The organism is Erwinia psychrophila, from assembly GCF_039023475.1.
Classification (GTDB): Bacteria; Pseudomonadota; Gammaproteobacteria; order Enterobacterales; family Enterobacteriaceae; genus Erwinia.
On the sequence record NZ_JBCHVB010000007.1, the window covers coordinates 105,922 to 120,504 of the forward strand.

The window sequence follows — 14,583 nt, forward strand, 5'->3', positions numbered from 1 at the left end:
CCTCAAGCCAAATTCACAACGGCGGACTGACGTCCGGCCTGCTGCGCTGAATGTTGAAACCACGCCAGCTGCTGATGCAGGTTGACGACTTCGCCAATGACTAGCAGGGCGGGGCTGGGTGCGTGTTGCGCCAGGGCGTCGAGATTTTCCAGCGTGCCGGTCAGCACCTGCTGATCCTGACGCGTTCCGCGTCCAATAACCGCAACCGGCGTCTGCGCATCACGCCCGTGGGCGATAAGCTGCGCGGAGATATCGGCCGCCTTGACCGTGCCCATATAGATAGCCAGCGTCTGGCGGGCGCGGGCCAGCGAAGGCCAGTCCAGCCCGTCGCCGTCGGCGCGGCAGTGGCCGGTGATAAACAGGACGCTCTGCGCATAGTCGCGGTGAGTCAGGGGAATACCGGCGTAGGCGGTCGCGCCGGCGGCAGCCGTGACGCCCGGCACCACCTGAAACGGGATGCCCGCGTCTACCGCCGCCTGAAGCTCTTCGCCGCCGCGGCCAAAGATAAAGGGATCGCCGCCTTTGAGACGTACCACGCATTTCCCTTTCTTTGCCAGCGACACCAGCAGCTGGTTAGTCTCTTCCTGCGGCACGGTATGCGCGTGAGCGCGTTTGCCGACGCAGATGCGATCGGCATCGCGCCGGACTAAATCGAGAATTTCATCGCTGACCAGATGGTCATACAGCACCACATCCGCCTGCTGCATCACCTGCAAACCGCGCAGCGTCAGCAGACCCGGATCGCCCGGCCCTGCCCCCACCAGAATAATTTCGCCCTGGTTCTCCTGCGGCGCGTCCAGCTGCTCATCCAGCGTCTTTTTCGCGCCTTCAACGTTGCCGGAGGCGACCTGGCTGGCAAAAAGGCCGTTAAAGGCGGTTTCCCAGAAGCGGCGGCGGTCAGACATCTTGCTAAAGCGCGCTTTAACCTTACCGCGCCACTGACCCGCGATAGCGGCCATATTTCCCAGATTCGCCGGCAGCAGCGCTTCGAGTTTCTCGCGCAGCAGGCGGGCAAGCACCGGGGCCGTGCCGCTGGAGGAGATGGCGACCACCAGCGGGGAGCGATCCACAATAGAAGGGAAAATAAAGGAGCATTTAGGCTGATCGTCCACCACGTTTGCCAGCAGGTGCCGGGCGCTGGCATCGTCAAATACGCGGGCGTTCAGGTCGGTATCGTCGGTGGCGGCGATGACCAGAAAAACGCTCTCCAGCAGTTCGCTTTGATAGGCTTCAGCCCGCCAGACGACCAGGCCCTCTTTATGCAGCGCAGCCAGCTCATCGCATAACGCAATCGAGGCGATCTGCACCTGCGCACCTGCGCGTCGCAGCAGCTCAATCTTACGCGCGGCTATGTCGCCGCCGCCGACAACCAGCACCGGTTTGTTCCGGATATCAGCAAATATTGGGAGATAGTCCACGTCAGCCTTGTCGTAAATAACAAATAGTTAACGCGACTATACGACCCGCGCCGGAGGCTTATGAAATTACTAATTGGAATGAGTAGTTACCGAATGGAATAACGTCATGGTAAAGCGCGGTCAAAGATGCGCTTAACGAATGATATTGCGGGCATTTCAGCCCGACAGCAATTGTGCAACGCCGGTCGGGATCCCATAATAAAGAGGTAAAATAAACCCGCAGACTCACCGGATGTTGCTGTTCCGCTGAGCCGACAACCCGGCAGACACCTCCCCTGACAGGAGTACTTATGTACATTGTTTTCCTGAATTACACCCGCCCGCTTGATGAAGTGGAAGCCGTACTGGATGCGCATCTCCTCTGGCTGGACAAATATTTCGATGCGGGCGTCTTTATCAGCGCCGGCCGGAAAGAGCCACGCACCGGCGGCATGATCATGGTTAAAGATATCGATCGCGATCGGCTGAACACCATTCTGGACGAAGATCCGTTTCAGGCCGTGGCGGACTATGAAGTTACAAAAGTAAACGTCACCCGCGCCGCTGGCGACTTCACCTCGTTAACGGACATTTAGCAGGCCGGCGGGGCAAACAGAGGATAAGGCGAATTTCAGACCGCCTGAATGAAAAAACGGAAAACAGTTAGCCTGTTTTCCGTTTTGTCGGCAACGCTATGCCGGGAGTTACTGCCTGAGCAGAATCCGGCCTATTCGTGCAGTCCGCATTCGCGCTTCAGGCCGAAAAAGCGGGTCTCTTCTTCCGCCATTCCCGGTTCCCATTTACGCGTGGTGTGGGTATCGCCCACTGAAAGGTAACCCTGATCCCGGAGCGGATGGTAATCCAGGCTATTCTCTTTGAGATACTGATAAACCTGACGGTCATCCCAGTCGATAATCGGCAGAACCTTAAAGACGCCGCGCTGCACGGCCAGCACCGGCAGATGGGCCCGGCTGCTGGACTGATCGCGCCGCAGGCCGGCAAACCAGGTCTGACCGTTGAGCGTTTGCAGCGCGCGGTTCATCGGCTCCACTTTGTTAATCTGGTTGTAGCGCTCAATCCCTTCCACGCCCTGCTCCCAGAGCTTGCCGTAGCGCGCCTCCTGCCATGCCGCACTCTGCTCAGCGCGGAATACCTTCAGATTCAGATCGAGCTTCTCCGTCAGCGCATCGATAAACTGGTAGGTTTCCGGAAACAGATAGCCGGTATCGGTCAGAATAACCGGAATACCTGGTTTCACCTTATTGACCAGATGCAGGCTGACCGCGGCCTGAATACCAAAGCTTGACGAGAGCACAGCCTCGCCGGGCAGGTTCTCCAGCGCCCAGAGTACCCGCTCCTGCGCGGAAAGTTTATCCAGCTGATTATTCACCTCCGCCAGCGCCATAATGCGCTCGACTTTCGGTAACTCATTCAGTACTGCAAGATCGGGTAGCGCCATATCAAACCTCCGTTATTGCCAAAAATCGCGGGCCGGATCGAGGACCGGTTCGACAACGCCGGCACGGAGGGTAAAGTCGCCAAAACCTTCCCCCGCCTCACGCTCTGTTGCCCAGCGTCCCAGCAATTCATCCAGGTGAGAAAGAATTTCATCTTCGGTGATATTTTCGCGATACATCCGCGGAATGCGTGTACCGGTGCGGTTACCACCAAGATAAAGGTTATAACGGCCCGGCGCTTTGCCTATCAGGCCGACTTCAGCCAGCAGCGCGCGACCACAGCCGTTTGGACAGCCGGTTACGCGCAGGACAATGTGCTCGTCGCCCACGCCGTGCCGGTGCATGGTCTCTTCCACGCGGGTGACGAAAGCGGGCAGGAAACGCTCGGCTTCCGCCATCGCCAGGGGACAGGTCGGGAACGCGACGCAGGCCATAGAGTTTTCACGCTGGGCGGTCACGCTTTCCATCAGGCCGTGCTCGCGGGCCAGCGCTTCAATACGGGGTTTCTCCGCTTCCGGCACGCCCGCCACAATCAGGTTCTGGTTGGCGGTCAGGCGGAAATCGCCCTGGTGGATTTTGGCAATTTCCGCCAGGCCGGTTTTCAGCGGCCTTCCCGGATAATCGAGCAGGCGTCCGTTCTCGATAAACAGCGTCAGGTGCCATTTCTCATCAATGCCTTTCACCCAGCCGAAGCGATCGCCACGGGTGGTGAATTCGTAAGGGCGGATGGGTTCAAACTTGATGCCCGCACGACGTTCAACCTCTTCTTTAAAGGTCTCTACGCCCACGCGCTCCAGGGTGTATTTGGTCTTGGCATTTTTACGATCGGTACGGTTGCCCCAGTCGCGCTGGGTGGTCACCACCGCTTCTGCCACCGCCAGCGTTTTGTCCAGCGGCAGGTAGCCAAACTCGCTGGCGGTACGGGCGTAGGTCGCTTTATTCCCATGCTCAATGGAGAGCCCGCCGCCGACCAGCAGGTTAAAGCCGATCAGCTTGCCGTTCTCGGCAATAGCGATGAAGTTCATATCGTTTGCATGCAGATCCACATCGTTATGCGGCGGCACGACGACGGTCGTTTTGAATTTACGCGGCAGATAGGTTTCGCCCAGGATCGGCTCTTCGTCGGTGGTGGCGACCTTCTCCTGATCCAGCCAGATTTCCGCATAGGCGCGGGTCTGCGGCAGCAGATGCTCAGAGAGCTTCTTCGCCCACTCGTAGGCTTCCTGATGCAGTTCGGATTCAACCGGGTTCGAGCTGCACAGCACGTTACGGTTGACGTCATTCGCGGTCGCCAGCGCGTCCAGCCCCACCGCATGCAGCATCTGGTGCGCGGGCTTGACGTCGCCCTTCAGCAGGCCGTGATACTGGAACGTCTGGCGGTTGGTCAGACGGATACTGCCGTAAATCGTATGCTCTTCCGCAAACTTATCCACGCTCAGCCACTGCTGGGGCGTCATAATGCCGCCCGGCAGGCGACAGCGCAGCATCATGGCATGGCGCGGCTCCAGCTTCTGCTCCGCGCGCTCGGCACGGATGTCGCGGTCATCCTGCTGATACATGCCGTGAAAGCGGATCAGTAAAAAGTTATCGCCGTTAAAGCCGCCGGTCAGACCGTCGTCCAGATCTTCAGTAATCGTGCCGCGCAGATAGTTGCTCTGCTTTTTCAGGCGCTCGGCATCGGTCAGTTTGCCTTCAACCACCAGCGGGCCGGGATGTTTTTCGTTAGTCATGAGGCTCTGTCTCTCAATTGTTCGTCTGTGCCGCTGGCGGTCAGTCCGCACCAGCTGGGCAGCATGGGATGCAGTTCGGCTGGTAAGAGCCCTAGTACACGTCCCGCTGGTAACGGCGCTCAATGCGCAGCTCGCTCAGGAATTCGTCGGCGGTCTCCGTATCCATGCCGCCATGCTCTGCGACCACTTCCAGCAGCGCATGCTCCACATCTTTCGCCATTCTGTTTGCGTCGCCGCAGACGTAGATATGCGCCCCCTCGTTAATCCAGCGCCATACCTCCGCTCCGTTCGCGCGGATTTTGTCCTGCACGTAAACTTTGTGCAGCTGATCGCGCGACCAGGCCAGATCGATACGGGTCAGCAGGCCATCTTTAACATAGCGCTGCCACTCAACCTGGTAGAGAAAATCTTCCGTAAAGTGCGGATTGCCGAAGAAGAGCCAGTTCTTTCCGGCGGCGCCGTCGTTATCACGCTGCTGCATAAAGGCGCGGAAAGGCGCAATGCCGGTGCCCGGACCGATCATGATGACCGGCGTTTCGGGGTTGGCAGGCAGACGGAAATTATCGTTATGTTCAATAAATACGCGCACCTCGCCATCTTCGTCAAGGCGATCCGCCAGATAGCTGGAGGCGCCGCCCGCCCGCGGACGGCCATCAATTTCATAGCGAACCGCGCCCACCGTAATGTGGACTTCGGTGTCACTTTCCGCCTGCGAAGAGGCAATGGAGTAGAGACGCGGCGTCAGCGGACGCAACAGTGCGATCAGCTGCTCCGGATTGAGCTCCACCGGGGCCTGGCGAACCATATCAACAATCGGCGTGTTTTGCGCATAGTACTGGAGTTTGGTTTTTTCACCGAGCAGCGCCAGCAGTCGTTCATCACGGCAGAGACGGCCATACTGCTCAACGATCTGCGGCGTATTGACCGTCAGTTCGAAATGCTTTTGCAGGGCTTCGCTCAGCGTCAGCGTCAGGTCGTTAACCTGTACGCTTTCATCACCTTTCAGCCAGACCAGCCCGATCAGCTCTTCAACCAGAGCGGGATCGTTCTCATACCAGACGCCCAGCGCATCACCGGGGCGATAGCGCAGGCCGGAGTCGCCAAGATCGATTTCGATATGACGCACGTCCTTATCTGAGTCGCGGCCGGTAATTTTCTGGTTAACCGCAAAGCTGGCGGTCAGCGGCGCTTCTTTGGTGTAAGGCGTACTGAACACTTCATTGACGCTGCCCGCTGCGCTCGCTACCGCCTGAGCGGAGGAAGCATCCGGTATGCGGGCTTTCAGGATTTGTACAATCTGTTTGCGCCACGCTTCAGCTTCTGCCGCATATTCGACGTCAGCATCCACGCGATCCAGCAGGCGCTCACCGCCCAGCTCGCCCAGCTTGCTGTCGAAGTCTTTGCCCGCCTGGCTGAAATATTCGTAAGAGGTGTCGCCAAGGCCGAATACCGCAAAGGCGGTACCGTCAAGTTTTGGCGCTTTCTTCGACATCAGGAATTTATGCAGCGCCACGGCCTCTTCCGGCGGCTCGCCCTCTCCCTGCGTGGAGGTGACGACGATGAGCAGTTTTTCCTGCGCGATCTGCTTAAATTTGTAGTCACCGGCGTTAACCAGATTAACGTTCAGCTTTTCGGCCAGCAGCTCATCGCGCAGCTGCTCGGCCAGACGGCGGGCGTTCCCCGTTTGGGAGGCGGAAAGCAGGGTTACCGAAGGTGCTTCAGCCTGAGCCGGTGCGGGCGTGGTGGCCGCGCCAGGGGTCTGATTGACCATGCCCCAGAAATAGCCGGAGAGCCAGGCCAGCTGGGCCGTCGAAAAATCACCGGTGGCCGCCTGCAAGCGGGCAAGCTGTTCCGGATTAAGCGGAAGCAGTGAACCTGGGGGTACCTGAGTCGTCATTGCGTTGAGAATTCCAGTATCGGGAGCCGGGCCGTCAAGACAGCATAGTAAGCGTAGGGTAACGACTCGCCTGATAACCCTTAAATAAGGGTTGGTCATATTAAATAACCAAAAGAACTAAACGGTTTTCCGGGTAATATCTAGCGGGTAAACAGATTCATTATTAACTTAAATATCAAGTGGTTATATTTTGAAGCACTTTAACCGGCCGGGCGATGCCGCAGCGATGGGGGAAACGGATGCGTAAAAAAGGATTTTCCGGTAGACTTCGCCAGCTTTTTCCAGGAAATAAAGACTGAGACCGTCATATGGCTACCACGCTGTTTAAAGATTTTATGTTTGAGGCTGCTCACCATCTGCCTAACGTTCCCGCCGGCCACAAATGCGGTCGTCTGCACGGGCACTCCTTTCTGGTACGGCTTGAAATTACCGGCGAAGTAGATGCGCATACCGGCTGGATCATGGACTTTGCCGAGCTGAAAGCAGCTTTTAAGCCGGTGTATGACAGCCTGGATCACTACTATCTCAATGAGATCCCCGGCCTTGAAAATCCGACCAGTGAAGTGCTGGCAAAATGGATTTGGGATCGGATGAAACCGGCGCTGCCGCTGCTCAGCGCGGTGACGATCAAAGAAACCTGTACCGCTGGCTGCGTCTATAAAGGCTAAGCCCTCTCAGGATCGGCCTGGCCGATCCGCTTTCTCCGCTGTCATCTTGCTGTCATCCCGCTTCACTACGTTGTTGGCTCCTTCATTAAAGATCAAGAGAATCAACAATGAATCTGGTTAAAAAACTGACGACTGCCGCCCTGCTTATTGCCGCCTGTACGCAGGCCAGCGCCATGAATATTCTGGACTTCCCTCAGCCTGAAAATAACCCTGACGAATTCTATGCGCTGACGGAGATCCCGGCAGGCAGCATGATTAAATATGAAACCGACGCCGATACGGGCTTTATCGTGGCTGACCGTTTTCAGTCCATGCCGGTCGCTTATCCGGCGAACTATGGTTCCATCACGCAGTCTCTGGGCGGGGATAACGATCCGCTGGATGTGATCTTTTACACTCGCGCTCCACTGGCGCCGGGCACGCTGATCAAACTGCGTCCGGTTGGCGTGCTGAAGATGATCGATGGCGGGGAGTCAGACGACAAGATCGTTGCCGTTCCGGCCAGCAAAATCGACCCAACGTATGATGATATTCAGTCGCTTGACGATCTGCCGAAGATGGAAATAAAACGCCTTGAAGCCTTTTTCCGCGTCTATAAGCAGCTGCCGGAAGGCCGTAAACAAGTTGAACTGAACGGCTTTAGCGACGCCGCCGCCGCTAAAACCGAAATCAAATCCGCCTATGACGCCTGGAGAGCAAAATCGGGTAAGCCGCAGTAATCAGGCGATATTCAGATATTTGTGCGTCTGCATCGACAGACGCCAGTTGTACCTGATGCAGGTTTCGATACAGAGTCGGGTGGCGTCGTCTTTCTGACTGATCGGCTGTAGCGCAATAATCCGCGCCTTGTCATCTTCCAGCGTCTCCAGCAGCGCCTGTAGCGCCTCAATATCACGCTGGCGGGCGACGGGGTGCTTCACCTCATCGGCGCGCACCAGCGCCTGATTCAGCACATCATAGCCGCCGCGCATATTCACTTTCGGGGAAACGGTCACCCAGGTTTTCTCACTGCAACGCACCTCGTGCGTACCGCTGGTCTCAATCTGGCAGCTGAAACCGTGCTGCTCCAGCGCCTGCGTAAGGGGGACCAGATCGTAGATGGAAGGCTCACCGCCGGTGATGACCACGTGGCGCGCCGTCCAGCCGTTGCTGCGGATAGTCGCCAGCAGCGCATCCGCATCCGCACTTCCCCAGGCATCGGTTTCAACAGTTTTCAGCAGAATATCGCCCAGCGACGTCTCCCGATCGGCCAGCTTATCCCAGGTGTGTTTGGTGTCACACCAGCTACAGCCCACCGGGCATCCCTGCAGGCGGATAAATATTGCCGGGACGCCGGTATAAAACCCTTCGCCCTGCAACGTCTGGAACATTTCATTAATCGGGTACTGCATCACTTTCTCGACTGGGAGTTAAATTAAGGGCGCAGAGTATGGCAGATTGGGAAAGCATTACCAAATCGCTTTGTGCGCAGGCTGAAAGGGAAATAGTGCCGGTCAGCCTGCAATTCTGCACAAGGCTAATTGCTAGCAATCAGTAATCCTCTATGCTGGTCACTCTCTCCGTCACCGTAATAAAGGAACTACCGTGCACAATCCCTCTGAACAAAGTCGCAGACGCTTTCTCTCTCACAGCGCCAGAATAACGGCCGGCGGCGCGCTTCTCGCTTCTGGTATAGCCGGTGCTGTTGATGTCAGCGCCAGCGACCCCGCCTGCAAGGATGCGCGTCAGGTTACGTCCATTACGGAGCCGCGCTATCAGTTACGCAACGTTCGCCTGGAAGAAGGCTTTGAACGTGAGGACGGGATTGTGATCGCGACCAAAACCGCGCTTTACGATCTGGAAATCAGTCAGGGTAAAATTACCGCCATCCAGCCGGTGAAAAACCGCGTTGCCAGCTCCCTTCCGGCCTTTGATGCTCAGGAATTGCTGCTGTTGCCCGCCACCCGCGATATGCATATTCATCTGGATAAAACCTTTTACGGCGGCCCATGGGAAGCGCCGCGGCCGAGGAAGGGCAAAACCATTATGGATATGATCGCCCGCGAGCAGACGATCATACCCCGGCTGCTGCCGGATTCCGTCCAGCATGCGGAAGCCCTGATCGCCCTCTTGCAGGCGAAAGGCACCACCGTTGCCCGCAGCCACTGCAATATCGACCCGGTCAGCGGGCTGAAAAGCCTTGAGCATTTACAGACGGCCCTGGCAAAACATCAGCAGGATTTCAGCTGTGAGATCGTGGCGTTTCCACAGCATGGTCTGCTGCATTCAAAAGTGGACGCTCTGATGCGGGAAGCGATGCAGATGGGCGTTCAGTATGTCGGCGGGCTCGATCCGACCAACGTGGACGGCGCGATGGAAGCGTCGCTGGATGCGATGTTCGCTATCGCGCTGGACACCCACAAAGGTGTGGATATTCATCTGCACGAAAGCACGCCCGCCGGTATCGCCGCCATTAAGTATATGATTAAGACCGTGCAGCAGAATCCGCAGCTGAAAGGCAACGTTACGCTAAGCCACGGCTTTGCCCTGTCGGTAATGCAAGGCGATGAGCTGGCAGAGGTGATTGACGGACTGGCAGAGCAGCAGTTCTCGGTAGCGTCCACGGTCCCGATTGGGAAGCGGTCAATGCCGCTGCCGCAGCTGAGTGAAAAAGGGATCTTTGTGATGACCGGCACTGACAGCGTTATCGATCACTGGTCGCCCTTTGGCACGGGCAGTATGCTGGAGAAAGCGAACCTGTACGCCCAGCTCTATGGCAATCCCGATGAGTATGGTCTCACCCGATCGCTGGCGATCGCCACCGGTAATATTCTGCCACTCAGCGAGGCCGGAGAGCGTCAGTGGCCCGTGCTGAATACGGATGCGGAGATGATGCTGGTCGCCGCCAGCTGTTCTGCCGAAGCGGTAGCCCGCGTGCCGGAGGTCATTGCCACTTTCCGTCAGGGCCGGCTGGTCGCAGGGGCGGTGCAGAAGGCATAAAAAAAGCCAGGCCCGGATAATCCGGAGCCTGGCTTTCTGTCAGCGAGGATTTTCAGGCCTTAACAGGCCGGAAGATCGGGCTGTTACTGACCTTTGACTTCTTTCAGGCCGTTGAATGGCGCACGGCTTCCCAGCGCTTCTTCGATGCGGATCAGCTGGTTATATTTAGCAACGCGATCGGAACGGCTCATTGAACCGGTTTTGATCTGGCCAGCCGCCGTACCTACCGCCAGATCGGCGATGGTGGCATCTTCAGTTTCGCCTGAACGGTGAGAGATCACAGCAGTATAGCCCGCGTCTTTCGCCATTTTGATCGCCGCCAGCGTTTCGGTCAGAGAACCGATCTGGTTGAATTTGATCAGAATGGAGTTAGCGATACCTTTGTCGATACCCTCTTTCAGGATTTTGGTGTTGGTTACGAACAGATCGTCACCAACCAGCTGGATTTTGTCGCCCAGCACTTTGGTCTGGTAAGCAAAACCATCCCAGTCAGACTCATCCAGGCCATCTTCGATAGAAACGATAGGATACTGTTTGGTCAGATCTTCCAGGAAGTGGGTGAACTCTTCTGAAGTGAAGGCTTTGTTACCTTCACCCGCCAGCACATATTTGCCGTCTTTGTAGAATTCAGAAGCCGCGCAGTCCATCGCCAGGGTGATGTCTTTGCCCAGCTCATAGCCTGCTGCTTTTACCGCTTCAGCGATAACAGCCAGCGCTTCGGCGTTGGAACCCAGGTTTGGCGCGTAGCCACCTTCGTCGCCCACTGCGGTGCCCATACCTTTGGACTTCAGCACTTTCGCCAGGGTGTGGAACACTTCAGAACCCATACGGATGGCTTCTTTCAGCGTTTTTGCGCCAACAGGCTGAATCATGAATTCCTGGATATCAACGTTGTTATCCGCGTGCTCGCCGCCGTTGATGATGTTCATCATTGGCAGAGGCATAGAGAATTTGCCTGGGGTACCGTTCAGCTCAGCAATGTGCTCATACAGCGGCATGCCTTTTGCTGCCGCAGCGGCTTTGGCGGCTGCCAGAGAGACGGCCAGAATGGCGTTAGCGCCGAACTTGGATTTGTTCTCAGTGCCGTCAAGATCGATCATGATCTTGTCGATGTTTGCCTGATCTTTCGCGTCCTTACCGGTTACCGCGTCAGCGATAGGACCGTTAACGGCGGCAACGGCTTTAGTAACGCCTTTGCCCAGGAAGCGCGATTTGTCACCGTCACGCAGTTCCAGCGCTTCGCGAGAGCCGGTAGAGGCGCCAGAAGGTGCCGCAGCCATACCGACGAAACCGCCTTCCAGATGGACTTCTGCTTCAACGGTTGGGTTTCCGCGAGAGTCGATGATTTCACGACCGATGACTTTAACGATTTTGGACATTAGTTTTTCCTCAGTACAAGTTATCTATAAACTCAGACAAACAACGCCCGTTATCCTTTCTCTTTCAGAGTGCAGCCGTGTTGGCTGCTCTCTCACCCCTGTCACTTACCGGAGTAAGCTCCCGGGAACCCTTTCAGTTGCCGCCTTGCGCAACGTGAAATCTGAAGAATAAAGTCAGGCGCCGTTATGAAAATACTTAGTTTGCCAAACGCTTCTGGTACTCGCTGGCGGCTTTTACAAAGCCGGCAAACAGCGGGTGACCGTCTCGGGGCGTTGAGGTGAATTCCGGGTGGAACTGACACGCAACAAACCATGGGTGGTCAGGGATTTCAATAATCTCTACCAGCTGGTCATCCCCTGAGCGGCCTGCCACACGCAAACCAGCCGCTTCAATCTGCTTCAGCAGCATATTGTTGACTTCGTAACGGTGACGGTGGCGCTCAACGATGGTGTCGGAGCCGTACATCTGATGGACCAGGCTGTCTTTGGTCAGCTGGCACTGCTGGCTGCCCAGACGCATGGTGCCGCCCAAATCGCTCTGCTCAGTACGCACTTCAACATTGCCTTCTTCATCACGCCATTCGGTGATCAGCGCCACCACCGGATACTTACAGTCTGGCACAAATTCAGTCGAGTTTGCGCCCGGCATTCCGGCCACGTTACGGGCGAACTCCATCAGCGCCACCTGCATACCTAAACAGATGCCCAGATAAGGGATATTGTGCTCACGCGCGTAGCGGGCTGTCAGCAGTTTGCCTTCCACACCCCGGTAGCCAAAGCCGCCCGGGATCAGGATAGCATCCAAATCTTTCAGCATTTCGACACCGCGGCTTTCCACATCCTGCGAGTCGATCAGCTTGATGTTGACGGTCACGCGGTTTTTCAGTCCGCCATGCTTCAGCGCTTCAATCACCGACTTATAGGCATCCGGCAGTTCAACGTATTTGCCGACCATGCCGATAGTCACTTCGCCGCCCGGATTGGCTTCTTCGTAGATCACCTGTTCCCATTCGGACAGGTTAGCTTCCGGCGCGTTCAGGCTAAAGCGCTTACAGATATAATCGTCGAGTCCCTGGGATTTTAACATACCAGGAATCTTATAAATGGAATCAACGTCTTTCAGCGAAATGACCGCTTTTTCCGGCACGTTACAGAACAGCGCGATTTTCGCCCGTTCGTTGGCCGGTACGGCGCGGTCAGAACGGCAGATCAGCACATCCGGCTGAATACCGATAGAGAGCAGCTCTTTCACCGAGTGCTGGGTCGGCTTGGTTTTGACCTCACCGGCCGCCGCCATATAAGGCACCAGCGTCAGGTGCATATACATGGTGTGCTCGCGGCCAACGTCTACGGCCATCTGGCGGATCGCTTCCAAAAACGGCAGGGATTCGATGTCGCCGACGGTACCGCCGATCTCAACCAGCACCACGTCGTGGCCTTCGCCGCCAGCGATGATGCGCTCTTTGATCGCGTTAGTGATGTGTGGAATAACCTGAATGGTGGCACCCAGGTAGTCGCCGCGACGCTCTTTGCGCAGGACGTCTGAATAGATGCGGCCAGTGGTGAAGTTGTTACGGCGGCTCATTTTGGTACGGATGAAGCGCTCGTAGTGGCCCAAATCCAGATCGGTTTCCGCGCCGTCATCGGTGACGAACACTTCGCCGTGCTGAGTGGGGCTCATGGTGCCCGGATCCACGTTGATATACGGGTCCAGCTTCATGATGGTCACATTCAGACCACGTGCTTCAAGAATGGCGGCCAGGGAGGCTGCGGCAATGCCTTTACCCAGAGAGGATACGACCCCGCCGGTCACAAAAATATAGTTCGTTGTCATGCTGAACCTGAGAAAGTAGGTTTAAAGACGATGGAATAACCAGGACGGGAAAACAGTATACGGGAATCCCCTCCGTGCCACAATTAATCGTTTCTGGTTCTGCGCCTTCCATCGCACTGACCGGCCAGAGCCTACCGGAATCTGACGGCTATGAGGTTGATGCATGTCACATTTTTGTTGAATCGAGTCAGCTTTTTATTCTTGTTCTGTGCATTATGCGCGCTGGTTAAGCTCCCCAGGCGCAGTTTACGGCACTGAACCTGTTCGCTACCGGTCGGTAAAAAGCGGCGGATTATCAGATCTTTTTATGTCGATAATCCGCCCGGTGCGCCACGGATAGCCCGCCGCCTGCGCATAGCGCCGGTCAGCTGCCCTTCTCTTCCGATTTAACCTGCTGCCAGGCCTCTTCCATCTGTTCGAGCGTCGCCTGCTTCATCTCCAGTCCCTGCGCGGCGATAATCCGCTCAACTTCGCGGAAACGGCGCTCAAACTTATCATTGGCTTTTTGTAACGCAGTTTCGGCCTTGCTGCCAAGATGACGTGAAAGGTTAACCGTCGCAAACAGCAGATCGCCGATCTCTTCCTCCAGCTTGTGCGGATCGATAACCGCCTGCTGCGCTTCGTGCATCACCTCGTCGATTTCCTCGTGCACTTTGTCCAGTACCGGGCCGAGAGTGGTCCAGTCAAAACCGACATTACTGCATCGCTTCTGGATTTTATGGGCGCGCATCAGCGCGGGAAGCGCCCGCGGAATATCATCCAGCGCGGAATGCTGATCTTTTTCCGCCCGTTCGCTGCGCTTAATCTGCTCCCAGTTCACCAGCACTTCAGCGCTGTCGCTGACCGTCGCATCGCCAAAAATATGGGGATGGCGGCGCTCAAGTTTGTCGCTGATGGTGTGGCAGATATCGTCAAAATTAAAGCGTCCTTCCTCATTCGCCATCTGCGCATAAAACACCACCTGAAAGAGCAGATCGCCAAGCTCACCGCGCAGATCGTCAAAATCCTCACGGCTTATGGCATCCAGTACTTCATAGGTTTCCTCAAGGGTGTAGGGCGCAATGGAGGCGAAGGTCTGCTCGCGATCCCACGGACAGCCCCGCTGTGGATCGCGCAGGGTGGTCATAATGCCCAGCAGGCGATCAAGTGCGTTCATAGCGTTTTCCATTTTCTGAGTCATAAGTGCGAAGAGGTAAATATACGGCAAGGAAATAAGTCATTCATTGCCGGAGTAGAGGTGAG

Annotated in this window: 12 protein-coding genes; 4 read left to right on the forward strand and 8 right to left on the reverse strand. The window is 56.4% G+C overall.

The features are described 5' to 3' along the window. Positions 1-2 precede the first annotated feature (2 nt). The gene (gene cysG, locus AAH446_RS16335) at positions 3-1,418 is read right to left on the reverse strand and encodes a siroheme synthase CysG (RefSeq protein ID WP_342907736.1); all 1,416 of its coding nucleotides are present in this window, start codon (positions 1,416-1,418) and stop codon (positions 3-5) included. Between the two features lie 290 nt (positions 1,419-1,708). Between cysG and AAH446_RS16340 the strand changes: the two genes are divergently transcribed. Then, the gene (locus AAH446_RS16340) at positions 1,709-1,993 is read left to right on the forward strand and encodes a YciI family protein (RefSeq protein WP_342907737.1); all 285 of its coding nucleotides are present in this window, start codon (positions 1,709-1,711) and stop codon (positions 1,991-1,993) included. A gap of 131 nt (positions 1,994-2,124) precedes the next feature. Here the strand turns inward: AAH446_RS16340 and AAH446_RS16345 are convergent, their stop codons facing one another. From AAH446_RS16345 to cysJ, 3 genes are all read right to left on the reverse strand, one after another. Next, on the reverse strand, positions 2,125-2,856 hold the full coding sequence (locus tag AAH446_RS16345) for a phosphoadenylyl-sulfate reductase (protein WP_342907738.1): 732 nt from the start codon (positions 2,854-2,856) through the stop codon (positions 2,125-2,127). A 12-nt stretch (positions 2,857-2,868) separates the two neighbouring features. Further along, a complete protein-coding gene (gene cysI / locus AAH446_RS16350) occupies positions 2,869-4,584 on the reverse strand; it encodes an assimilatory sulfite reductase (NADPH) hemoprotein subunit (RefSeq protein WP_342907739.1) in 1,716 nt (571 codons plus the stop codon). A 91-nt stretch (positions 4,585-4,675) separates the two neighbouring features. Next, positions 4,676-6,481: an NADPH-dependent assimilatory sulfite reductase flavoprotein subunit gene (cysJ, locus tag AAH446_RS16355; RefSeq protein ID WP_342907740.1), complete on the reverse strand. Its 1,806-nt coding sequence runs from the start codon at positions 6,479-6,481 to the stop codon at positions 4,676-4,678. Positions 6,482-6,789: 308 nt separating this feature from the next. Here cysJ and queD point away from each other — a divergent pair, with 308 nt between their 5' ends. After that, positions 6,790-7,149, forward strand: coding sequence for a 6-carboxytetrahydropterin synthase QueD (gene queD, locus AAH446_RS16360; protein WP_342907741.1), 360 nt, complete (start codon positions 6,790-6,792; stop codon positions 7,147-7,149). A 107-nt stretch (positions 7,150-7,256) separates the two neighbouring features. Next, positions 7,257-7,868 (forward strand): inorganic diphosphatase, encoded by a 612-nt coding sequence (locus tag AAH446_RS16365; protein WP_342907742.1) that lies wholly within the window; start codon positions 7,257-7,259, stop codon positions 7,866-7,868. Here AAH446_RS16365 and queE read toward each other — a convergent pair whose 3' ends face one another. Then, entirely contained in the window at positions 7,869-8,540 is a 672-nt protein-coding gene (gene queE / locus AAH446_RS16370) for a 7-carboxy-7-deazaguanine synthase QueE (RefSeq protein WP_342907743.1), read from the reverse strand. It abuts the gene before it with no gap. A gap of 193 nt (positions 8,541-8,733) precedes the next feature. Here queE and AAH446_RS16375 point away from each other — a divergent pair, with 193 nt between their 5' ends. Next, on the forward strand, positions 8,734-10,128 hold the full coding sequence (locus tag AAH446_RS16375) for an amidohydrolase family protein (RefSeq protein ID WP_342907744.1): 1,395 nt from the start codon (positions 8,734-8,736) through the stop codon (positions 10,126-10,128). Between the two features lie 83 nt (positions 10,129-10,211). Here the strand turns inward: AAH446_RS16375 and eno are convergent, their stop codons facing one another. From eno to mazG, 3 genes are all read right to left on the reverse strand, one after another. Then, on the reverse strand, positions 10,212-11,507 hold the full coding sequence (eno, locus tag AAH446_RS16380; protein WP_024965558.1) for a phosphopyruvate hydratase: 1,296 nt from the start codon (positions 11,505-11,507) through the stop codon (positions 10,212-10,214). A 196-nt stretch (positions 11,508-11,703) separates the two neighbouring features. Next, positions 11,704-13,341: a glutamine hydrolyzing CTP synthase gene (pyrG, locus tag AAH446_RS16385; RefSeq protein ID WP_342907745.1), complete on the reverse strand. Its 1,638-nt coding sequence runs from the start codon at positions 13,339-13,341 to the stop codon at positions 11,704-11,706. A gap of 364 nt (positions 13,342-13,705) precedes the next feature. Further along, positions 13,706-14,497, reverse strand: coding sequence for a nucleoside triphosphate pyrophosphohydrolase (gene mazG / locus AAH446_RS16390; protein WP_342907746.1), 792 nt, complete (start codon positions 14,495-14,497; stop codon positions 13,706-13,708). Between the last annotated feature and the right edge of the window lie 86 nt (positions 14,498-14,583).

Bases quoted from the DNA above. Each gene is read 5' to 3' on its own strand.
- AAH446_RS16340 (WP_342907737.1), top strand. From the start codon at position 1,709: ATGTACATTGTTTTCCTGAATTACACCCGCCCGCTTGATGAAGTGGAA.
- AAH446_RS16365 (WP_342907742.1), top strand. From the start codon at position 7,257: ATGAATCTGGTTAAAAAACTGACGACTGCCGCCCTGCTTATTGCCGCC.
- queD (WP_342907741.1), top strand. From the start codon at position 6,790: ATGGCTACCACGCTGTTTAAAGATTTTATGTTTGAGGCTGCTCACCAT.
- cysJ (WP_342907740.1), bottom strand. From the start codon at position 6,481: ATGACGACTCAGGTACCCCCAGGTTCACTGCTTCCGCTTAATCCGGAA.
- mazG (WP_342907746.1), bottom strand. From the start codon at position 14,497: ATGAACGCACTTGATCGCCTGCTGGGCATTATGACCACCCTGCGCGAT.
- cysI (WP_342907739.1), bottom strand. From the start codon at position 4,584: ATGACTAACGAAAAACATCCCGGCCCGCTGGTGGTTGAAGGCAAACTG.
- AAH446_RS16345 (WP_342907738.1), bottom strand. From the start codon at position 2,856: ATGGCGCTACCCGATCTTGCAGTACTGAATGAGTTACCGAAAGTCGAG.
- pyrG (WP_342907745.1), bottom strand. From the start codon at position 13,341: ATGACAACGAACTATATTTTTGTGACCGGCGGGGTCGTATCCTCTCTG.
- eno (WP_024965558.1), bottom strand. From the start codon at position 11,507: ATGTCCAAAATCGTTAAAGTCATCGGTCGTGAAATCATCGACTCTCGC.
- queE (WP_342907743.1), bottom strand. From the start codon at position 8,540: ATGCAGTACCCGATTAATGAAATGTTCCAGACGTTGCAGGGCGAAGGG.